General features: G+C 73.3%; 19 protein-coding genes and 1 pseudogene. 6 read left to right on the top strand and 14 right to left on the bottom strand.

The genetic code is table 11. The features are described 5' to 3' along the window. Entirely contained in the window at positions 1-1,986 is a 1,986-nt protein-coding gene (locus AQJ30_RS04485) for an ABC transporter ATP-binding protein (protein WP_079083797.1), read from the top strand. Between the two features lie 66 nt (positions 1,987-2,052). Here AQJ30_RS04485 and AQJ30_RS04480 read toward each other — a convergent pair whose 3' ends face one another. The 6 genes from AQJ30_RS04480 to AQJ30_RS04455 all read right to left on the bottom strand — a co-directional run bounded on the left by AQJ30_RS04480 (position 2,053) and on the right by AQJ30_RS04455 (position 9,757). Next, a complete protein-coding gene (locus AQJ30_RS04480; RefSeq protein ID WP_067228660.1) occupies positions 2,053-3,798 on the bottom strand; it encodes a GAF domain-containing sensor histidine kinase in 1,746 nt (581 codons plus the stop codon). A gap of 138 nt (positions 3,799-3,936) precedes the next feature. Further along, positions 3,937-4,650, bottom strand: coding sequence for a response regulator (locus tag AQJ30_RS04475; RefSeq protein ID WP_067228659.1), 714 nt, complete (start codon positions 4,648-4,650; stop codon positions 3,937-3,939). A gap of 129 nt (positions 4,651-4,779) precedes the next feature. Then, the gene (locus AQJ30_RS04470; RefSeq protein ID WP_067228657.1) at positions 4,780-5,985 is read right to left on the bottom strand and encodes a globin domain-containing protein; all 1,206 of its coding nucleotides are present in this window, start codon (positions 5,983-5,985) and stop codon (positions 4,780-4,782) included. 191 nt (positions 5,986-6,176) lie between these two features. Continuing rightward, positions 6,177-7,778 carry an ABC transporter permease gene (locus AQJ30_RS04465; protein WP_067228655.1) on the bottom strand — a complete coding sequence of 534 codons (1,602 nt, stop codon included), beginning with the start codon at positions 7,776-7,778 and terminating at the stop codon, positions 6,177-6,179. Beyond that, complete coding sequence (locus tag AQJ30_RS04460) at positions 7,775-8,704, bottom strand: ABC transporter ATP-binding protein (protein ID WP_067228653.1); 930 nt, start codon at positions 8,702-8,704, stop codon at positions 7,775-7,777. The genes AQJ30_RS04465 and AQJ30_RS04460 overlap by 4 nt, the downstream gene beginning before the upstream one ends. Positions 8,705-8,836: 132 nt before the next feature. Further along, on the bottom strand, positions 8,837-9,757 hold the full coding sequence (locus tag AQJ30_RS04455) for a universal stress protein (protein WP_067228651.1): 921 nt from the start codon (positions 9,755-9,757) through the stop codon (positions 8,837-8,839). 272 nt (positions 9,758-10,029) lie between these two features. Here AQJ30_RS04455 and AQJ30_RS04450 point away from each other — a divergent pair, with 272 nt between their 5' ends. The 4 genes and pseudogenes from AQJ30_RS04450 (at position 10,030) to AQJ30_RS40035 (ending at position 13,335) form a co-directional block, all read left to right on the top strand. Next, positions 10,030-12,339, top strand: coding sequence for a beta-L-arabinofuranosidase domain-containing protein (locus AQJ30_RS04450; protein WP_067228650.1), 2,310 nt, complete (start codon positions 10,030-10,032; stop codon positions 12,337-12,339). Positions 12,340-12,650: 311 nt separating this feature from the next. Then, positions 12,651-12,794 carry a hypothetical protein gene (locus AQJ30_RS38330; RefSeq protein ID WP_159052293.1) on the top strand — a complete coding sequence of 48 codons (144 nt, stop codon included), beginning with the start codon at positions 12,651-12,653 and terminating at the stop codon, positions 12,792-12,794. Positions 12,795-12,932: 138 nt separating this feature from the next. Continuing rightward, positions 12,933-13,121: pseudogene (locus AQJ30_RS40040) on the top strand (ADP-ribosylglycohydrolase family protein); the annotation flags it as partial. After that, entirely contained in the window at positions 13,120-13,335 is a 216-nt protein-coding gene (locus tag AQJ30_RS40035; RefSeq protein ID WP_067228647.1) for a hypothetical protein, read from the top strand. The pseudogene AQJ30_RS40040 and the gene AQJ30_RS40035, both read left to right, overlap by 2 nt. A 34-nt stretch (positions 13,336-13,369) precedes the next feature. On the opposite strand, the gene AQJ30_RS04435 is transcribed toward AQJ30_RS40035, so the two are convergent. Then, the gene (locus AQJ30_RS04435) at positions 13,370-13,723 is read right to left on the bottom strand and encodes a nuclear transport factor 2 family protein (protein ID WP_067228645.1); all 354 of its coding nucleotides are present in this window, start codon (positions 13,721-13,723) and stop codon (positions 13,370-13,372) included. A 29-nt stretch (positions 13,724-13,752) separates the two neighbouring features. Beyond that, complete coding sequence (locus AQJ30_RS04430) at positions 13,753-14,547, bottom strand: SDR family oxidoreductase (protein ID WP_067228644.1); 795 nt, start codon at positions 14,545-14,547, stop codon at positions 13,753-13,755. Between the two features lie 80 nt (positions 14,548-14,627). Here AQJ30_RS04430 and AQJ30_RS04425 point away from each other — a divergent pair, with 80 nt between their 5' ends. Beyond that, entirely contained in the window at positions 14,628-15,443 is an 816-nt protein-coding gene (locus AQJ30_RS04425) for a MerR family transcriptional regulator (protein ID WP_067229042.1), read from the top strand. A 34-nt stretch (positions 15,444-15,477) separates the two neighbouring features. Here AQJ30_RS04425 and AQJ30_RS04420 read toward each other — a convergent pair whose 3' ends face one another. The 6 genes from AQJ30_RS04420 to AQJ30_RS04395 all read right to left on the bottom strand — a co-directional run bounded on the left by AQJ30_RS04420 (position 15,478) and on the right by AQJ30_RS04395 (position 19,877). After that, positions 15,478-15,954: an MSMEG_6728 family protein gene (locus tag AQJ30_RS04420; protein WP_067228642.1), complete on the bottom strand. Its 477-nt coding sequence runs from the start codon at positions 15,952-15,954 to the stop codon at positions 15,478-15,480. A 19-nt stretch (positions 15,955-15,973) separates the two neighbouring features. Then, positions 15,974-16,210 carry a hypervirulence associated TUDOR domain-containing protein gene (locus AQJ30_RS04415; protein WP_067228640.1) on the bottom strand — a complete coding sequence of 79 codons (237 nt, stop codon included), beginning with the start codon at positions 16,208-16,210 and terminating at the stop codon, positions 15,974-15,976. A gap of 43 nt (positions 16,211-16,253) precedes the next feature. Beyond that, positions 16,254-17,135, bottom strand: a complete 882-nt coding sequence (locus AQJ30_RS04410; protein WP_067228638.1) for an SDR family oxidoreductase — start codon at positions 17,133-17,135, stop codon at positions 16,254-16,256. A 20-nt stretch (positions 17,136-17,155) separates the two neighbouring features. After that, positions 17,156-17,608 carry a hypothetical protein gene (locus tag AQJ30_RS04405; RefSeq protein WP_067228637.1) on the bottom strand — a complete coding sequence of 151 codons (453 nt, stop codon included), beginning with the start codon at positions 17,606-17,608 and terminating at the stop codon, positions 17,156-17,158. A 141-nt stretch (positions 17,609-17,749) separates the two neighbouring features. Then, a complete protein-coding gene (locus AQJ30_RS04400; protein ID WP_067228635.1) occupies positions 17,750-19,369 on the bottom strand; it encodes a phytoene desaturase family protein in 1,620 nt (539 codons plus the stop codon). Next, positions 19,362-19,877 (bottom strand): SRPBCC family protein, encoded by a 516-nt coding sequence (locus AQJ30_RS04395; RefSeq protein WP_067229039.1) that lies wholly within the window; start codon positions 19,875-19,877, stop codon positions 19,362-19,364. The genes AQJ30_RS04400 and AQJ30_RS04395 overlap by 8 nt, the downstream gene beginning before the upstream one ends. Positions 19,878-19,994 lie beyond the last annotated feature (117 nt).

Raw genomic sequence — 19,994 nt, 5'->3', positions numbered from 1 at the left:
ATGGCCGGACAGCCGCCCGCCTCCGCCCGCTCCGCCGCGGAGCGCTCACCGCGGAACCTGCCGGCCGCTTCCACGTCGACCGACCCGTCGTCGACAGAGCGGTCGTCGACCGCCTCGACGCCGACCGGCTCGACGAACGCTGTCGAGGACCAGGGTGCACCGGCCGGCCCCGGTCCGGGCGGATCCGGGACCGCGGGTGCCCAGCCGTCCTCCTCCCGCTACCGGGCCCTGGCCACCTTTCTGCGGCCCCACCGTGGCGCGTGCCTGGCCGGCGCGCTCCTCGGACTGGCCGGCAGCGGACTGGCCCTGGCCCAGCCGCTGGCCGCCAAGCGTTTGATCGACACCCTCGAGAGCGGCCGTACGACCGTCGCCCCGGTCCTCGTCCTCGCCGCGCTCCTGGTCGGCGGCGCCCTGCTGTCGGCGCTGGGTCAGTACGTCCTGCACCGCACCGCCGAGGACGTCGTGTGTTCCGCCCGGCGGCGCATCACCGGGCGGCTGCTCCGGTTGACCGTGCCGGAACTGGACCGGCACGAACCGGGTGACCTCATCACTCGGGCCACTTCCGACACCATGCTGCTGCGGCAGGCCGCCACCCAGTCCGCGGTACCCGCCGTGACGGGCGCCGTCGTGCTGGTCCTGACGGTGGTGCTGATGGGTCTGCTGGACGTGGTCCTGCTGTCGGTCACGCTGGGCGTGGTCGCGCTGCTGGGGGCGGTCGTGGCGGCCGCGGCACCGTCCATCGGACGAGCCACCCGGCAGGCGCAGGAGTCGGTGGGGGAGATCGGCGCGGCCCTGGAGCGGGCCCTGGGGGCGGTGCGCACGGTCAAGGCCGCCGGAGCCGAACGGCACGAGACGCGAGCCCTGGAGCAGCTGGCGCGGGACGCCCGTCGTACCGGCGTGCGCGCGGCCGGCTGGCAGGCCTTGTCGGGGGCGGCGTCGGCCGTGGCCGGGCAGGCGGCATTCCTGGCGGTGCTCGGCGTGGGCGGTGTCCGGGTCGCCTCCGGGGCGATCGGCGTGTCCACCTTGGTGGCCTTCCTGCTGTACCTGTTCGCGTTGGCCCCGCGCATCAGCCAACTGGTCGACGCGGTCGGCCAGTTGCAGATCGGCGGGGCCGCCGCAGTGCGGATCGGGGCGGTGCAGCACCTGGACGTCGAGGCTGTCGACGACGTACCGCCGCGACTGAACCCGGCGCCCGCCGGCAAGCGGTCGCCCCGACCGCCCGCGACCGTGCGCTTCGAAGACGTCGGGTTCCGGCACCAGCCCTGGTTGCCCCCCGTCCACCAGCACGTGTCCTTCACCGTGCCCGCGGGCGGCGTGACCGCCCTCGTCGGCCCGTCGGGCGCGGGCAAGACCACCCTCTTCTCCCTGCTCGAACGCTTCCACGCCCCACAGACGGGGCGCATCTTCGTGGACGACCGCGACGTACGGCAGTGGCCACTGGCCGAACTGCGTGCGGCGATCGGATACGTGGAGCAGGACGCCCCCGTCCTGAGCGGCTCCCTGCGCCGCAACCTCACCCTCGGCATCGCGGACGTCGCCGACGACGAGGTGGACGACGTCCTGCGGCGGACCCGGCTCGAAGCGGTCGTCGCCCGTCTCCCGCGAGGCCTGGACAGCCTGGTCGGCCATCGCGGGAGCCGTCTCTCGGGAGGCGAGCGGCAGCGCGTGGCCATCGCTCGCGCTCTCTTGCGCCGGCCCCGGGTGCTCCTGCTCGACGAGGCGACGTCCCAGCTGGACGCCGACAACGAAGCGGCGCTGCGGGAGACCGTCGCGGAGGCGGCCCGTGACACGACCGTCCTGGTGGTGGCGCACCGGCTGTCGACCGTCACCGATGCCGACCGCATCGTCGTGATGAACGCGGGCCGGGTCCGGGCCGTGGGCACCCACGCCGAACTGCTGGAGACGGACGCCCTCTACCGCCGGCTCGCGGCGACCCAGCTGCTCACCGCGGGGTCGACGGTGCCGCAGGACAGCTCCGCTCGCTAGCGTCGGGACGGGACGGGACGGACGGTCCCTGCCGGCAGACGGGTGGGGGCATGTTCCGTGCTCGCCTCACCAGGTGGGTTCGACGTCCGTCCTGCCGGCTTCCAGCGGCGCGTGCCACACGAGTCGCGTGCCCTTGCCGCCAGGGCTCGTCAGTTCCAGGGCACCGCCGAGCTTCTGCGCCCGCTCGGCCATGTTGCTCAGACCGCTGCGGCGGCCCCCCTCCGGGATGCCGACGCCGTTGTCCGTGACGGTCAGACGGACTCGCTTGCCGTCCGTGTCCAGCACGACGTCGACACGGTCCGCTGCCGCGTGCCGGGCGACGTTGGTCAGCGACTCGGTGAGGACCGCCATGACGTGGTCGGCGATCTGTACGGGCACGTGTGTGTCGAGCAGGCCCTCCATGCGGACGCTGGGGGCGAAGCCCAGGAGCGGGGCGGCCTCGCCGATCGCGCGGACCGCGCGCGAGCGCAGACCGGGCGCCGCGTCGTCGCCGCGGGAGCGCAGGCCGAAGATGGTCGACCTGATGATCTTGATGGTCTCGTCGAGGTCGTCCACCGCCCGCTGGATCCGCTCGGAGGCCATGGGGTCCTGGACGCGGCGACCGGCGCTCTGCAGGGTCATGCCGGTGGCGAAGAGCCGTTGGATCGCCAGGTCGTGCAGGTCGCGCGCGATCCGGTCGCGGTCTTCCAGCAGCGCGATCTGTTCGGCGTCCTGGCGGCGTTCCGCCAGTTCCATGGCGACGGCGGCCTGCGCGGCGAAGGCCTGGAGCGGCTCGGTCTCCTTGCGGGAGAACTCCTGGCCACCTGACTGCCGGACGAGCAGCACCACACCGCGGGCCTCGTCACCCGAGCCGATCGGCACCGCGACGGCCGGTCCGAGCCCCTGGAACGGCGAACCGGCGGAGACCCGGGAGTCCTGCGACACGTCGGGGCTGCTGACCGGCAGCCGCTGGACGAACGCCTGCCCGATGAGAGTGTCCTGCACGGGCAGCACGATCCCGCGCCACGTCTCGGCCTCCTGGCCGGTGGCGAGTTCCACCGCGAGGGTGTCGGTCCCGCTCACCGGCAGGGCGACCACGCTCAGGGCGGACGCCGTGATCTCCCGGGCGCGGTCGGCGATCAGGGGCAGCACCCCGCCCTGGTCCGCGCCGGTCATCAGGGCGTGTGTGATCTCGGCGTTCACCTGGAGCCAGCGTTCACGCAGCCGGGACTCCTCGTAGAGACGTGCGTTGTCGATCGCGACGCCGGCCGCCACGGCCAGCGTCGCCAGCACCGACTCGTCGTCCTCGTCGAACTGCTGCCCGCCGCGCTTCTCCGTCAGGTACAGGTTGCCGAAGATGTGGTCGCGCACCCGGATGGGGACGCCGAGGAACGTGTTCATCGGCGGGTGGTGGGCCGGGAACCCGTAGGACGCGGGGTGGTCGGAGAGCCTGGCCAGGCGCAGCGGCTCGGGGTGGCGGATCAGTTCGCCCAGGATGCCGTGGCCTTCGGGGTAGGGGCCGATGCGGGCGATCTGCTCGGCGTCGACGCCCACCGTGTGGAAGGCGGACAGGCGCCGGCCGTCGGGGCCGATCACCCCGAGCGCCCCGTATTCCGCGTCGACCAGGGCGACCGCGGCCTCGACGATGCTGCGCAGTGCCTGCTCCAGGTCCAGCTCGCGCCCGACCGACAGGACGGCCTCGAGGAGACTGTGGACCCGGTCCCGGGTACCGCGCGCCGCGTCCAGACGGGCCTGCAGCTCCTCCAGCAGCTCGTCCAGCCGGAGCTGCGGCAGTCGTACCCGTGCCTCGCTGGCTTCTCCGGCGTTCCCCACCGCTGCTCCTCCAACGCCCCGCCACCTGCCGGCGGCCCTACCGTGCGTATGTCACGGTAGCCCCTCGAACGTGAAGACCATCAAAGATCAGCCAGGGCGAGCGTACGAGGTGGAGGCGAGCAGCCGGAGCCCGTTCCGCTAGAGACGCCCCCTAGGGGGTGTCTCGGGCCGCGTCCGGTCGCGTGTCTGGGTGGCGATGACGGCGGCCTGAACGCGGCGTTCCACGCCGAGCTTGGCGAGCAGCCGGGAGATGTGGTTCTTGACCGTCTTCTCGGCCAGGTAGAGCCGCTGGCCGATCTGCCGGTTGGTGAGCCCCTCGCCGATCAGGTCGAGGATCTCGCGCTCCCGGTCGGTGAGTCCCGGCAGCACGTCCGGTTCCTCGGCCGGCTGCTGCCCGCCGCCCCGCAGCCGGGTCATCAGTCTGGCGGTGGCGCTGGCGTCGAGCAGCGACTGGCCGCGGGCCACCGTGCGCACGGCCGAGACCAGGTCCGAGCCCTGGATCTGCTTCAGGACGTATCCGGCAGCCCCCGCCATGATCGAGTCCAGCAGTGCCTCCTCGTCGTCGAAGGACGTCAGCATCAGGCAGGCCAGGTCCGGCATCCGCGACCGCAGCTCACGGCAGACGGTCACGCCGTCCCCGTCGGGCAGACGCACGTCGAGGACGGCCACGTCGGGGCGCAGGGCGGGGACCCGCACCAGAGCCTGCTCCACCGTCGCCGCTTCTCCGACCACGGTGATGTCCGGTTCGTCGTCCAGCAGGTCGTGCACCCCGCGTCGTACCACTTCGTGGTCGTCCAGCAGGAAGACCCTGATCGGGCTCGCCGTGCTGTCGCCCTGCTCGCTGTGCTCCATCGAATCCCCTCGTCATGCCCGGCCGTGTCGGCATCCTCCCTTCCCGGACGGCCCGGGTACAGGGCCGGTCGGCCCTGTTTCGCCTGCGGTTCCCGCTCGCCGCTGTGGGCACCGAGCGACGGGCGCCGGTCAGTCCTCGGTGTGGGCCAGCCACAGGTCGGGGCCGAAGACTTCGTACCTGATGTGGCGTGCGGGGATGCCGGCCTTGAGCAGGCGCGTGCGTACCGCGCGCATGAAAGGCAGTGCGCCGCACAGGTACACGTCGGCGTCGGCGGGCAGGTCCAGGCCGTCGAGGTCCATCAGACCGGTGCGTGCGCCGGGTTCGCCGTCCGCGTCCCGCTCGTACCAGAAGTCGGCCCGGGCGTCGGGAAGTCCGGCGACCAGGCGCCGGGTGTCGGCGCGCAGCGCGTGGTCGGCCGGGGTGCGGTCGGCGTGCAGGACGCGCACCGGACGGGAGGAGCCGGTGGCGGCGAGGTGCTCGAGCATGCCGACCATGGGGGTGCAGCCGATACCGGCGGAGACCAGCAGCAGCGGACCGTCGCCGTGGTCCAGGACCACGTCGCCGAACGGCGCCGACAAGGTGAGCTGGTCACCTTCCCGGACGGTGCGGTGCAGGTGGTTGGAGACTTCTCCCTCGGGTGCCCCGGCCACGCTCGCGACGCGCTTGACGGTGATGCGCCGCACCCGGCCGCCGGGAGCGCCGGAGAGGCTGTACTGGCGCAGCTGGCGCACGCCGTCGGGCAACTGCACCCGCACGCTGACGTACTGGCCGGCCCGGGCGGGCGGCACGGGGGCGTCGTCGGCCGGGCGCAGCAGGAAGGACACGGCGTGGGGGGTCTCCTCGCGGCGCTCGACGACGGTCCACTGCCGCCAGGGACGACGCGGGTCGATGCCGGCCTCCTGGTACAGGCGGGCTTCGCGGGCGATGAGCGCGCCGGCCATCAGCCAGTACACCTCGTCCCACGCCGCGGCGACGTCGGCCGTGACTGCGTCGCCGAGGACTTCGGCGATGGCCCGGAACAGGTACTTGTGGACGACGGTGTACTGGTCCTCGGTCACACCGAGGGCGGCGTGCTTGTGCGCGATCCGGGCGAGGAGCGCGTCCGGCCGGGCGTCCGGGTCGGCGAGTAGCGCCTGGGCGAAATGGGCGATGGAACCGGCCAGGGCCCTGCGCTGTTCCCCGTTGGCCTGGTTGCCGCGGTTGAACAACCCGTCCAGCAGTTCGGGTCGTTCGCTGAACATCGTGCCGTAGAAGCGGGTCGTGATCTCGTCGAGCGCGCCACCCACGGCGGGCAGCGTGGCGCGGACGACAGCGGCGGACTCGGGCGAAAGCATCGGTCTCCTCGATGAGTGCGAAGGTGCGTGTGACGGGCTCACACGTCTCGGCTGTCCATGGGTCTACCAGCGACTTGGGCTCGGTCCTGGCCCTCCGCGGGCCTCGGGGACGAACGGCCGCACAGGTCAGGACCCTCAGCCCTGAAGTTCAGGCCGGAGCGGGGCCACAGGGCCCTACTCATGGGCCGGTCTCAACAGCCACTGTCCCGTCGCCGCAGAGCCGTCAGGCCCGCCGCGACCAGCGCCACCGCCAAGCCGGTGAGGGCGAGGACGGGCCTCCACTCCATGCCGCCGCCCGGCAGCTTCGGGAGGTGGCCGAAGGGGGACAGGTCCAGGACGATCCGTGGTGCGTCCAGGGCCGGGCCGACCCAGCCGATCAGCAGGACCGCCACCGCGACACCCCAGGAGACCGGTGCGAGCCGCGGCGCCACGCCGTACAGCAGCACCGCCACTGCGCCGATCACCCACACGGCCGGGAGCTGCACCAGGCAGGCGCCCAGGACGGGTACGACCTCCTTGCCGTAGCCGACGGCGAAGCCCGCGCCCGCCAGGGTCATGATCAGGGCCGAGCCGCCGAAGGCGATCGTCAGATGGCCTGCGGCCCAGCGCAACCGTCCCACGGCACACGCCAGCACCGTTTCCGCCCGGCCCGAGGTCTCCTCGCCGTGCAGGCGCAGCACGGACGCCACCACGTACAGGGCCGCGATCAGGCCGAGCATGCCGGTCATCGATGCCAGGAACGCGTCGGTGAGGCCGCTTCGACCGCCCATCCGCTCGAAGATCCGCCGCGCGCTCTCGTTGTCGCGGACCAGGTCGGCCGCGCCGTCGGTGAGGCTGCCGTAGACGACTCCGGCGAGGAAGAAGCCGGCCGACCATCCGAGCACGCTGCCCCGCTGCAGCCGCCAGGCCAGGGCGCCCGGCGTGCCGAGGCGACCGGCGGCCGGGCCCGGCCGGGTGGGCAGGAAGCTCATGCCGATGTCCCGGCGCCCGGCGAGGGCGTACGCCACCACCGCCTGCGCGGCCGCGGCCGCCGCGAACAGGGCGAGCACCCACCAGCGTTCGTCCGCGAAGGGCCGCAGGTTCTCCAGCCAGCCCAGAGGCGACAGCCAGGTCAGGGGCGACGAACCGTCGTCCGTGGCCGAGTCGCCCGCCGCACGCAGCACGAACGCCACCGCGAGGACGGCCGCCGTCAGGCCCCGGGCCAGACGGGCGCTCTCCGTGAGCTGGGCGATGATCGCCGCCATCGTGGCGAAGACCATGCCGACACCCGCGAGACCGAGACCGAAGGCCAGTGCTCCGGCCGTGCCCTGACCGGCCAGGCCGGCCGTGACCAGCAGGGCCAGGGCCGCGTCGGCGACGGCCGCCGCCAGCAGCGCCGCCGTGAGGGGCGCCCGGCGGCCCACCGTCCCGGACGCCACCAGTTCCTGCCGGCCGCTCTCCTCCTCGTCCCGGGTGTGCCGTACGACGATCAGCAGGCTCGTCGCGGCGGCGAGCGCGGCGGCGTACACGCCCACCCGCCAGGCGGTCAGCGCGCCGACCGAGGTGTCGAAGACGGGGCCGATCAACGCCCGGAACGAGGCATTGGTCTCCACTTGGCCGGCCAGCCGACTGCGTTCGACGGCGGTGCCGTACAAGCTGCGCAGGGTGCCCGGCATGGAGAGGACCATGAGGGTGTTCACAGCGACCCAGACCAGGGTCGTCAGCCGGTCTTGACGCAGCGCGAGGCGCAAGAGGGTTCCCGTGCCCGCCAGTTGGCGGGGGCGGACGGAGGTCCGCACCGCGAGCGAGGTCATCGCGCGACCCCGTCGAGCTCGTTCAGCCCGGCCGCTTCGTCCCGGTAGTGCCGCAGGAAGAGTTCCTCCAGTGTGGGCGGCGTCGAGGTCAGCGACCGTACGCCCGACTCACCGAGGTGCCGCAGCACCCCGTCCAGCCCGTCGGTGTCGACCTGGAGCCGCACCCGCCGGCCCTGGACGTCGAGGTCGTGCACCCCGGGCAGGTCCGCCAGCCCGTTCGGCGGCCCGGTGAGTTCGGCGCTGATGCTGGTCCGGGCGAGGTGGCGCAGCTCGGCCAGCGAACCGCTCTCCACGGTGCGTCCGCCGCGGATGATGCTCACCCTGTCGCACAGCTCTTCCACCTCGCTGAGGATGTGCGACGAGAGCAGGACCGTGCGGCCGCGGTCCCGCTCCTGCGCCACGCACCGCTGGAAGACCGCCTCCATCAGCGGGTCCAGGCCCGAGGTCGGCTCGTCCAGTATCAACAGGTCGACGTCCGCGGCGAACGCCGCGATCAGGGCGACCTTCTGCCGGTTGCCCTTGGAGTAGGCGCGGCCCTTCTTCGTCGGGTCCAGCTCGAACTGCTCGGTCAACTCCGCGCGCCGCCGAGGGTCCAGGCCCCCGCGCAGCCGGCCGTAGAGGTCGATGGCCTCGCCGCCGGACAGGTTGCGCCACAGGGTCACGTCACCGGGCACGTAGGCGATACGACGGTGCACTTCCACCGCATCCGCCCACGGGTCGCGGCCCAGTACCCGAGCGATGCCCGCGTCGGCGCGCAGCAGGCCGAGCAGGACACGGATGGTGGTGGACTTCCCCGAGCCGTTCGGGCCGAGGAAACCGTGGACCTCGCCGGCCTCGACCTGCAGGTCGAGGCCGTCCAGCGCGTGGGTACGGCCGAAGGACTTGTGCAGCCCGGAGACCGTGATCGCCCTCGTCGTTTGTCGCAACGGACGCTTCTTTCGTGAGGTGGTGACGTCAGGACTGCAGGACTGTGAACGGAGGTCGCGCGTGTGCGGCCGTGGTGCTGGTCCGTGAGTGACGGAGCGGGCGGACGGCGCTGAACGGGCCCGGCCCGTATGTCAGTCGTGCGGGACCACCGCCACCGGCGCGGCGGCGTGGTGCAGCAGCGCCTGGGTCACCGGCCCGATGTGCGCGCCGACCACGGACCGGCGGATCCTGCGGCCCACGACCACCAGTGCCGCGTCGTGGGAGGCGTCGACCAGGTGAGGGCCCGCGCCGCCGACCGTGGTCTGCGTGCTGACCTCCACGTCCGGGAACTTCTCACGCCACGGCCGCAGTACCGTGTCGAGTTCGCGTCGCACCTGCCCGGCCGTGGCGTCGTCCAGTTCGGGCATGAGGTCGCCGCCGTAGGAGTAGGGCGGCAGCGTCCAGCCGTGGACGACGCGCAGGGGTACCGCGCGCCGGGAAGCCGCGTCGAACGCGAAGTCGAGCAGCCTGTCGTGGGGGTGGCCGAGGTCGAGGCCGAGAACGACATCGCGGCGGTCGGTCGCGTCGGGGCGGGTCCCTGCCGGGTCTGCGTCCGACGGGGCCTGCCGCTCGGGTCGTGCGGACCGTACGAGGACCACCGGCCGCTCACTCCCGGCGAGGACGGCGAGGGAGACCGAACCGACCAGGAATCCGGCGACCTTGCCCAGACCCCGGGACCCGAGGACCAGCAACTCGGCGTCCTCCGCGGCCCTCAGCAGGGCCGGGACGGGCAGTCCGTCGATGTCTTCGGTCTCGACCCGCAGATCGGGGTGCCCGTCGGCGATGCCCGCCCGCGCGTTGTCCAGCAGGCGCCGCGAGGACGAGTGCTGCAGCTCGCGCGGCAGCGGTGGAATGTCGAATCCGCTCGCCGCCGCGTAGGCGGGGGCCTGCCACTGCGAGGCGTTCACCAGTCGCAAGGGCAGATCACGCAGGACTGCTTCACGGGCGGCCCAGTCCGCGGCGGCCAGACTCTCCGGCGAGCCGTCCAGTCCGACGGTGATGGTGCTGCGCATGGAGAACCTCCTTCAGGTGCCTCGAGTCTCCGCTCCGGGCAGCCGGATCCGCAGGGACCACTGGTCCCGGCCCGTCGGCCGACGGTCCCCTGCTTCCGCCGTTGCGCCGCGTCGACACCCGCGGTTCAAGGGTGAGTTGAGGTCGTGTCGGCGGCATTGACGCCTCCCCTCCCCCGCCCTATGGTCTCGTCGGTCCTACGAACGGCGTTCGACATACGGAACAGCTCCTTTTCCGCCTCACCCGAGCCCGAGCCCGAGCCGAAAGGATCCCCATGTCCTCTTCCGTCAGCAGACGCCGCCTCCTCCAGCTCGCCGGGGCCGGCGCCGCCGCCGGCGCCGTCGGGCCGCTCCTCCGCGGCTCCCCCGCCCACGCGGCCGTACCGCCGGTCCTCGCCGACACCGGAGTCCTGGCCTCCCCCTTCGAGCTGGGCCAGGTGAGGCTGACCGCGAGCCGGTGGCTCGACAACCAGAACCGCACCCAGAGCTACCTCCGGTTCGTCGACGTCGACCGGCTGTTGTACACCTTCCGCGTCAACCACCGCCTGCCGACCGTCGGCGCGGCCCCGGTGGGCGGCTGGGAGGCGCCCGACTTCCCCTTCCGCAGCCACGTGCAGGGACACTTCCTCACCGCATGGGCGCAGGCGTACGCCGCGACGGGGGACGCCGTCTGCCGGGACAAGGCCCTGTACATGGTCGCCGAACTGGCCAAGTGCCAGGCCAACGACAGCAACGCGGGTTTCGGCGCCGGATATCTGTCGGGCTACCCGGAGTCCGACTTCGCCGCACTGGAGGCGGGCACGCTGTCCAACGGGAACGTGCCGTACTACACGGTCCACAAGACCCTCACCGGCCTGCTGGACGTATGGCGTCTCGTCGGCAGCACCCAGGCGCGGGACGTCCTGCTCGCCCTGGCGGACTGGGTCGACCGGCGCACCGCGCGGCTGAGCACGGCGCGGATGCAGGCCGTGTTGGGCACCGAGTTCGGCGGGATGAACGCCGTGCTGACCGACCTCTTCCGACAGACGGGTGACACCCGTTGGCTCACCGCCGCCCAACGCTTCGACCACGCCGCCGTGTTCGATCCGCTGGCGGCCGGCCAGGACAGGCTGGCCGGGCTGCACGCCAACACCCAGGTGCCGAAGTGGATCGGGGCCGCCCGCGCGTACAAGGCGACGGGCACCACGCGTTACCGGGACATCGCCGCGAACGCCTGGAACATCTGCGTCGGTGCGCACACCTACGCCATCGGCGGCAACAGCCAGGCCGAGCACTTCCGCGCCCCGAACGCCATCGCCGGCTACCTCCGCCAGGACACCTGCGAGAGCTGTAACACCGTCAACATGCTCACGCTCACACGGGAGTTGTTCACCCTCACCCCGGACCGGGCGGCCCTGTTCGACTACTACGAGCAGGCTTGGCTCAACCAGATGATCGGCCAGCAGAACCCGGCCGACCCCCACGGCCACGTCACCTACTTCACGCCGCTCAACCCCGGCGGCCGCCGAGGCGTGGGCCCGGCTTGGGGCGGCGGCACCTGGAGCACCGACTACACCACCTTCTGGTGCTGCCAGGGCACGGGCCTGGAGATTCACACCCGGCTGATGGACTCCGTCTACTTCCACGCCGGCACGACCCTGACGGTGAACCTGTTCGTGCCGTCGGTGCTCACCTGGACCGAGCGTGGCATCACCGTCACCCAGACCACGTCCTACCCGGCGAGCGACACCACGACCCTGCGCGTGACCGGCTCCGTCGGCGGCACCTGGGCGATGCGCATCCGCATCCCCGGCTGGACCAGTGGGGCCACCGTCGGCGTCAACGGCGCCGTGCAGAACATCGCCACCACGCCCGGCAGTTACGCCACGCTGAGCCGCTCCTGGACGTCCGGCGACACGGTCACGGTCCGCCTGCCCATGCGGACCGTCCTGCGGCCGGCCAACGACGCCCCCGACGTCGCCGCGGTCACCTACGGTCCCGTCGTCCTGTCCGGGAACTACGGTGACACCGCGCTCGGTTCGCTGCCCGCGCTGGAGACGTCCTCGATCCGGCGGACCAGTTCCACCGCGCTCTCCTTCACCGCCACCGCGAACGGGGCACCCGTCGCCCTGGGCCCCTTCCACGACGCCCACGGACACAACTACACCGTGTACTGGAACACCGGTGCCCGCTCCACCGTCCGCCTCGCCAACGCCGCCAGCGGCCTGGTCCTCGGTATCCAGGACATGTCGACCGCCGACGGCGGCCGCGCCCTGCAGTGGAGCGACTCGGGCACCGCCGACCACGACTGGGAGATGGTGCCGGACGGCGACGCCGTACGCCTCCGCAATGCCCACAGCGGCAAGGTGCTCGGCGTGCGGGACATGTCGACGGCGGACGGCGCGACCGTCCTGCAGTGGTCGGACAACGGCACCGCCGACCACCGCTGGACCCTCCTCGACCAGGGCGACGGCACCTTCAAGATCCGCAACGTCAACAGCGGAAAACTGCTCGGCGTGGAGAACGGCTCCACCTCGATCGGCGCCTTCGTGGTGCAGGCCCCGGACGACGGCACTCCCGACAACCGGTGGCGCGTCCTGCGCTGACGCCCGCACCCGCACGAGGCGACTCCGTGCGCGCCATAGGCCTGTGCCATGATCGGATGCCGCCCGGCAGCGGCGCGCTCGTGGCTGCAGGAGAGGTGAGGAGGGGGAAGGACGTGCGCAAGCTCAGAGGAGCTCTGGCTGCTCTTTTCCTTCTCCCGCTCATCTGGGGGGCCGTCCTGGCCGGGTCGGCCATGGCCGGTTCCTCGGTCGTCCGGTGCCCGGGCGAGAACGTGGGCGAGGACGGTGAAGAAAGGCCCGGTCCCATGCGACCTGGCGACGCGCACTGCTCGGTTCTGCGAGGAAACGTGTCCTTGGGTCAACGGACCTACGAGGAGCAGAGGGCAGCCCAGCACGAGGACCGACTCGACGACCTCGCCACGGGCATCTGCCTGATGGCCTACGGCGTCGCCGGATCAGCCATCGTCGGGTACGGCCTGCGTCACCGACCGGAATGACCTGTGCGTCGTGACGCCCGGGGTTGGCGCTGAGGGCGTCGGCCGAGCCAACTGCCTGGATGGCGTAGGGCCTGCCCGGCGGGCCGAAGAGCCGACAGGGCCGTGCGGCCATCAGTGGGGCACAACTAGCCTGCGTGAATGAAGCGGATTCAGCGGGCCGCCGGCGCGGTCGTCGGCTCAGCGGTGGGTGACGCCCTGGGTGGCCCCTTCGAGTTCGGTCCCCAGGGAGCGTTCACCGCTCGGTTTCCCACGCGGGGAGGACTGGACCTGCCGGACATCTTCGCCCGCTTCCAGCGGTGGGCAGCAGCAGAGCCCAAGGACATCGGTGGAGTCCCAGTTCGCCGCGCTGGAGGCGGGCACGCTGTCCAACGTATGTGGCCTTGCGGGGGCGTACTACGGGCTGAACGCCATCCCCGCCCGCTGGATGCAGCCCCTCCATGTCCCCCTCCCAGGATTCGACGGGCGGGTGCTGCACCTGGCTGATCTGCTCGACCTTGCACAGCGCCTCGCAGAGGGGCCGTCGGCGAGACGGGTGCGCTGACCCGGCTGAACGGGGACCGGGTGAGGCGGGACGTTCACGCGCACGGGACGATGGTGAGGCCGGTGATGCGTCCGTCCTCGTCGAGTGTGAAGGTGTGGGCGAGGTCGACGGTGCCGCCGGGGAAGTCGCCCTCGAGGCGCTGGGTCACCGTCCAGTGCCGGTCGTCGTGCGGGACGGCGGTGAGCGGGGTGGTCGTGTAGGTGTACTCGGTCGAGGTCCGGTCCAGCCAGGCCAGGACCGCGTCGCGGCCGCGGTGGGTGCGGCCGTCGTCGACGACCACCGCGGCGGGGCCGAAGCAGTCGGCCGCGGTGGGCACGTCGTGGCGGGCGTGCGCGTCGAGGTACGTCCGGACGCGGACGGGCAAGTGGGCAAGGGCGTTCGAGGTCATGGGCGTTCCCTCCATGGCTGCGGGGCGGGTCAGACGGTGGGGACCGTGCCGCCGTCGATGGTGTGTTCGGCGCCCGTGATGGCGGCGGCGCGGTCGGAGACGAGGAAGGCGACCAGTTCGGCCACTTCCTCGGGGCGTGCGGGGCGGCCGAGGGGGATGCCGCCGAGCGAGGCCAGCACCTGCTCCCAGGCAGCGGCCTCGTCGATGCCCTGGGCGTCGGCGATCCGGTGGACCAGGGCCGTGGTGCCCTCCGTCGAGATCGCGCCCGGGGAGACCACGTTCACGCGTACGCCGTGCGGGGCCAGCTCGCGGGCGAGGCCCTTGCTGTACGTGGTGAGCGCGGCCTTGGCGGCGGCGTAGCCGAGGGTGGCGTCGGGCAGGGGCAGGCGGCGCTGGATGGAGGAGACGTGGACCACGGCGCCCCGGCCGGCGTCGCGCATCGCGGGGAGCAGCGCGCGGTCGAGGCGGACGGCGGCCAGCAGGTTGAGGGTGAGCTCGTCCTGCCAGTGCGCGTCGGTGAGGGCGGCGAACCCACCGGCCGGCGCCTGGGAGCCGCCGAGCGTGTGGACGACGACGTGCGGGGTGCCGAGCCGGTCGTGCACCGCCGAGGTGACGGTGTCGACGCCTTCCGGTGTGGTCAGGTCGGCCGTGACGAAGAGGGGGTCGGAGGCCGCGTCGGCGGGTGCGGTGCGGGCCGTCGCGAGCACGGTGGCGCCGGCCGCGCGCAGGCGTGCGGCGATCGCGGCGCCGGTGCCGCGCCCGGCGCCGGTGACGACGGCGGGGTGCCCCGCGAGTTCGGGCTGGAGGGAGGTGGTGGTGGTCATGCGAGCGAGCGTGGCGCCTCCCGGCGCGCACGGGTCAAGCACTGCACTCTCCCCTTGGGGGAGGGTGCACAGTGGGAGGCGTGCTGACGATCGGCGAGTTCTCCCGGCTGACCCACCTGAGCATCCGAACGCTGCGCCGCTACCACGAGGCCGGGCTGCTGGACCCCGCGCACGTGGACGCGTCGAGCGGCTACCGGTACTACGACGCCGGCCAGATCCCCACCGCCCAGGTCATCTCCCGGCTGCGGGAACTCGACGTGCCGCTCGCCGACGTCCGGCGGATCCTGCTCGCCCCGGACCCGGCCGTGCGCGCGCACCTGGTGGGCGAGCACCTCCAGCGGCTCCAGGACCAGCTGTCACGGACCCAGGCGGCCGTCGCGTCGCTGCAGCGGCTGCTGCGCCCCGAGCCGGCCGGGGTCGCCGTCGAGCTGCGGCACGCGCCCGCGCGGCGCGTGGCCGCGGTGCGGGGCACGGTCACGCTCGAGGAGGTGCTGCCCTGGTACGCGGGCGCGATGGCCGAGCTGGACGCCGTCGTCGACGCGCCGACGGGTCCCCCGGGCGGCCTCTACGACAACGCGCTGTTCAGCGACGGCCGCGGGGACGTGCTCGTGTACGTCCCGGTGGTCGCGCCCGTCCCGGACCTGGGCCGCGTCCAGGGCACCGAGCTGCCGCCCGCGGAACTGGCGGTCACCGTGCATCCGGGGACCCACGACACCATCGAGGTCACCTACGGCGAGCTGGGCAGGTGGGTCGCCGACCACGCCCTGGCCGTGGCCGGGCCGGTGCGCGAGACCTACCTGGTCGGCCCGCGCGACACGCCGGACGCCGACCGGTGGCGCACCGAGATCGGCTGGCCGGTGTTCCGGGTCGCGGGCGCCGGCCCCCGCCCGGACTGAGCCCGGTGGGGCCGGCGTCGGGACGAGGCAGCCCTTACGCGACCGCCGCCTGCCGGTCGGACGACGGCCAGAGGTAGGGCAGGTCGTCGGGGGTACCGGGGAACAGCGGCCCGTAGGTCTCGGGGTCCTTGCGCACCAGCGCGGACCGGTGGCTGAGGTGGAACGCCTCGTCGCCGAGCCAGGGCGGCAGCTCCCCGGCCTCGGCGAGGGCGGGCTGGTCGCGGACGGCGGCGTGCGGGCGGCCCGCCGCGTACCCGGCGACCAGCGAGGCGGCGCAGCTGTCCTGGTGGCCCAGCTCGCGCCACACCCGGCAGACCTCCAGCCCGTAGCGGACCAGGGCCTCCTCGTAGCCGTGCCACATCCGCACGGCCGGGTGTCTGCGCCAGCCGTACCCGGGCACGGTCAGGCCGCGCAGGACCTGGAGCGCTTCCACGCGCTGCTTGCCCAGCCGGCGGCGGTCCAGGAGTTCCGCGCTGCGGCGGAAGTCCGGGTCGGGGAGGAAGGTCTGCATGCCGGGTGTCCTCAGCGGTTCACTTCTTGTGCAGGGCCGACGGCTTGTGCACCGCCGACTTGCCCGACTTCTCGCTGCGGACCTCGTACTGGGGGTCGTCCGGGGAGGCGTCGACGGTGCGTCCGGCGGCCTCGGTCCGCTCGGTGATCTCGCGCTCGACCTGGCCCTCGGTCGTGGACCCGTGCGTCTTCCAGGTCACCTCGTCGCCCTTGTTCAGGTCCTGGGACTTCTTGCTCTGCTTCTTCTTGTCGGTCATGGGCCGTCCTTTCCCTCGGACCCCCCTGGGTCTGTCCCCCGGTTCAGCGCGCGCGTCCTTCCGCGAGGCGGTCCGCCTCTCCCCCGGCGCCCAGCAGTCCGGTGGGCTCCAGCGACCCCTCGGCCTCCAGGCGGGACAGGTCCCGGCGGGCCGCGCGCAGGACCACCGGCGGCAGCGCGGCCCGCACGGGCTGGACGAGCCGCAGCCAGGGCGGGGCGTACACCGCCGTGCGGCGGCGCTCCAGGCCGTCGACGATCCGGGCGGCGATCCGGTCGGCGCCGTAGACGCGCCGGGCGGGACCCGGCATGTGGCCGCGCAGTTCGCGCAGCACGGTGTACCGGTCGGCGTCGCGGATCATGTCGGTGTCGGTCCAGTTCAGGTAGGCGATGCCCACGGCGACGCCGCGGCTCGCCACCTCGGCGCGCAGGGAGTGGGCGAAGGCCTCGACGCCCGCTTTGGACGCGCAGTAGGCGCTCATCAGGGGCGCGGCGCCGAGGGCCGCGAGGGAGGCGATCTGCAGGTGGTAGCCGGCCGTCGCCTCGAGGTCGGGCAGGAACGCCCGGGCGGTCTGGGCGCTGCCCGTGAGGTTGACGTCGATCACCCGGCGCCATTCGGCCGGGTCGGTCGCGGTGAAGGGGCCGCCGTCCGCCACGCCGGCGTTGGCGACGACGGCGGAGGGCCGTCCCAGGGTGCGGCGCGTGCGGTCGGCGGCCTCCCGCAGTGCGGGCAGGTCGGTGACGTCGGTCTCGAGCGCGAGCGCCGGGGTCGGCAGCCGCGTGGCCAGGTCGTCCAGCAGTTCTTTCTCGTGCCCGAGGAGGGCGACGCGGGCTCCGCGGGCGGCGATCTCGGACGCGAGGGCCGCGCCGAGGCCGCGAGCCGCTCCGGTGACCACGACGGTCCGGTTCTTCAGGGGGCTGGTGCGCACGGGTTCGGCCCTCCCGCGGTTCAGGCGTCCGTGGCCGGGGGACGCGCCGAGTGGTCGGGATGACCCTCGGTGCGGCGGTCCTCCTTCATCTCCGCCTCGTACAGGTGGTCGCGTCCGTCGGCGAGTTCGGCCACCGCGGCGCGTTCCAGCTGCCGGAAGGGGTCGTAGTACGTGTCGTTGTAGGCCTCGACGATCTGGAACGTCCAGTGGCCCGGGATGACGTTGCGGCCTAGGACCTCGGTCTCGACCTTGTCCGCCCAGCCGGTGTGACCCGCCTCGCGCAACAGCCGCACCGCGCGGTCCAGTTCCAGGTCGGCGGTGCCGGTCAGCTGGTGGAAGCCGTACAGGTGGCCGCGGGCCCGCTCGGTGGTCTCCAGCGCCTTCGACAGCGATCCGAGGGCCTCGACGGTCTTGTCGTCGACACCGTCGGGGCGGCGGTGCCGGGCGTCGGGGCCGTCGTGGTGGTGGTTCATGGTTCTCCCTCGGTGAGCGGCGGGGCGTGACCCGTGGGGCGGAAACGGTGGGTGGTCACGAGGGTGTTCCCTTTCCGGGTGGGCTTCGGATGCACCCGGGCGCGTGAACGTCGAGGACGCGCCCGGGTGCGGCGGGAGGGGTCAGCGTTTGCGTCCGGTGCGGTCGCGGCGGGTGAGGAGGCGCTGGGCGCCGGCGAGGACGGGTACGCGGGCACTGCGCAGGGCGGCGCGGGCCGCGTTGGCGCCGGGGGCGCCGTGCACCCCGCCGCCGGGGTGGGCGCCGGCCGACGCGAGGTAGAGACCGGGCACCGGGGTCTCCGGGCGGCCGGTGCCGGGCACGGGGCGGAAGAACAGCTGCTGGTGCAGGGCGGTCGTGCCGCCGTTGATGGCGCCGGCCACGAGGTTGGCGTCGAGCGACTGGAGGGTGGGCGGGGCGAGGATCCGGCGGGCCCGCACGCGCGCGCGGAACCCGGGTGCGAAGCGCTCGACCTGCCGTTCCACCCGGTCGGCCATGCGTTCCTGGTCGTCCGGGCCCCAGGCGCCGGTGATGCCCTCGTCGCCGGCGTCCTCGCGGATCTCCCGCGGGACGTGGGTGTAGGCCCACGCCGACTCGGTGCCCGCCGGGGAGCGGCTCGGGTCCGAGGTGGTCATCTGGCCGAACAGGCTGAAGGGCCGGTCGGGCACCTGGTGCATGGCGATCTGCGCGGCGAAGCGGGTCAGCTCGTCCACGCCGTCGGCGAGGTGGACGGTCCCGGCCCGGCTCGCCTGCTCGGCCCGCCAGGGCACGGGGCCGTCCAGGGCCCAGTCCACCTTGAAGGTGGCGAAGTCCCACTGGAAGCGCCGCAGGTCGTCCGCCACCTGGTCGGGCAGGTGCTCGAGGCCGACGAGGTCCTCGTACAGAGCGGGTACGGCGACGTCGGCGAGCACGGCGCGGCTCGCGGGCACGGCAGCCCCGGCAGAGGTCCGCACGCCCACGGCACGCCCGCCGCGCACGACGACGCGTTCCACCCGTTCCCCGCAGCGCAGTTCTCCCCCGTGCGCCCGCAGTCGCCGTACCAGCGCGTCGGTCAGGGCGCCGGAGCCGCCGACGGGGACGGGGAAGCCGTAGGTCTGGCCGAGCATCGACATCAGCCAGCCGAAGCCGCCGCTGCCGGCCGCCTCGGGGGCGAGGTCGGCGTGCAGGGCGTTGCCCGCGAGCAGCAGGCGCCCGCCCTCGCCGGTGAACTCCTCCTCGCCCAGCCGGCGTACCGGCAGCACGAGGGAGCGGGCGGCGCGCAGACCGCCGGCCGCCCGCAGCTTCCGCAGCAGCCGGGCCCCCGCCTTGACCGGCGGGAACGGGGTCATGAGGGCGTCGAGCACGTCCCGGTGCAGGGTGTCCCACAGCCGGGACAGGCGTCGCCAGCCCTCGCCGTCCCCGGGGGCGAAGGCCTCCAGGGAGTCGGCGGTGACGTCGATCTGCCGGTCCAGTACGGCGCACCGGCCGTCGGTCAGCGGGTGGGCCAGCACGTGCGGGGCGTGGCTCCAGCGCAGGCCGTGGTCCTCCAGGTGCAGGGAGGCCAGGACGGGCGAGGCGGCGGCGAGCGGGTAGAAGGAGCTGAAGAGGTCGTTGACGTAGTCGGGGTGGACGCCCCGGTCGTGGCGGACCGCGCCGCCCGGCTCCGGCTGTTCCTCCAGGACGAGCACGCTCCACCCGGCACTGGCGAGCAGGTTGGCGGCGACGAGCCCGTTGGGGCCCGCGCCGATGACCACGGCATCAGGCATGGCCGGGACTCTCCTGCACGCCGAGGCCGCGGGCGGCCGGCTCGTGGCCCTGTTCGGGCTGTTCGGCCTGCTCCTCGGCCTGTTCCTCGCAGCAGCGGGCGAGCCGGGCCAGCATGGTCCGGTGACGGAGCTGGATGACGGCCTCGGCGCCGAAGTTGTGCAGTGCGCCCCCCGCGCCCTGCAGCGGGTGTTCGTCCGCGATGACCAGGCAGTGCTCGCCCCACTCGCGCAGCTCGATGGAGAAGCGGGCGGTGCCGAGGGGGCCGGCCAGGATCTCCAGTTCGAGCTGGCGGCCCTCCTCGCAGCGGCGCACGATCGTCTCGTTGCTGAGCCGCCACGGGCCGAGCGGCACCTCGTACTCGATCGAGGCGCCCTTCTCGGGCCACCGGCCGCGGTTCGGGCGCGAGGCGCCGGTGCCCACGACCCAGTCGGCGTACCTGCTGCCGTCGGCGATCACGTCCCACACCACGGACGGGTCGGTCTTGATCAGACGGTGACGAACCGCCATGCGCACCTCCGAGCACATTTCCTGCTGAACGGGCCCCCCGGGTGCCCGGGAAGCGGCGGCTCCAACCGTCGTCCCCTCCTCCGCGCCGAGCGGGGGACGAGGCGGGGTCCGGGTGCG

This window comes from Streptomyces longwoodensis (genome assembly GCF_001514125.1).
Taxonomy (GTDB): Bacteria; Actinomycetota; Actinomycetes; order Streptomycetales; family Streptomycetaceae; genus Streptomyces; species Streptomyces longwoodensis.
This window is presented reverse-complemented; position numbering and strand designations above follow the sequence as displayed.

Coding starts and splice junctions, on each gene's coding strand:
- AQJ30_RS04470 (WP_067228657.1), bottom strand. CDS start 5,985: ATGCTTTCGCCCGAGTCCGCCGCTGTCGTCCGCGCCACGCTGCCCGCC.
- AQJ30_RS04400 (WP_067228635.1), bottom strand. CDS start 19,369: ATGCCTGATGCCGTGGTCATCGGCGCGGGCCCCAACGGGCTCGTCGCC.
- AQJ30_RS04420 (WP_067228642.1), bottom strand. CDS start 15,954: ATGCAGACCTTCCTCCCCGACCCGGACTTCCGCCGCAGCGCGGAACTC.
- AQJ30_RS04395 (WP_067229039.1), bottom strand. CDS start 19,877: ATGGCGGTTCGTCACCGTCTGATCAAGACCGACCCGTCCGTGGTGTGG.
- AQJ30_RS04430 (WP_067228644.1), bottom strand. CDS start 14,547: ATGACCACCACCACCTCCCTCCAGCCCGAACTCGCGGGGCACCCCGCC.
- AQJ30_RS04475 (WP_067228659.1), bottom strand. CDS start 4,650: ATGGAGCACAGCGAGCAGGGCGACAGCACGGCGAGCCCGATCAGGGTC.
- AQJ30_RS04455 (WP_067228651.1), bottom strand. CDS start 9,757: ATGCGCAGCACCATCACCGTCGGACTGGACGGCTCGCCGGAGAGTCTG.
- AQJ30_RS04405 (WP_067228637.1), bottom strand. CDS start 17,608: ATGAACCACCACCACGACGGCCCCGACGCCCGGCACCGCCGCCCCGAC.
- AQJ30_RS04485 (WP_079083797.1), top strand. CDS start 1: ATGGCCGGACAGCCGCCCGCCTCCGCCCGCTCCGCCGCGGAGCGCTCA.
- AQJ30_RS04435 (WP_067228645.1), bottom strand. CDS start 13,723: ATGACCTCGAACGCCCTTGCCCACTTGCCCGTCCGCGTCCGGACGTAC.
- AQJ30_RS04415 (WP_067228640.1), bottom strand. CDS start 16,210: ATGACCGACAAGAAGAAGCAGAGCAAGAAGTCCCAGGACCTGAACAAG.
- AQJ30_RS04465 (WP_067228655.1), bottom strand. CDS start 7,778: ATGACCTCGCTCGCGGTGCGGACCTCCGTCCGCCCCCGCCAACTGGCG.
- AQJ30_RS04450 (WP_067228650.1), top strand. CDS start 10,030: ATGTCCTCTTCCGTCAGCAGACGCCGCCTCCTCCAGCTCGCCGGGGCC.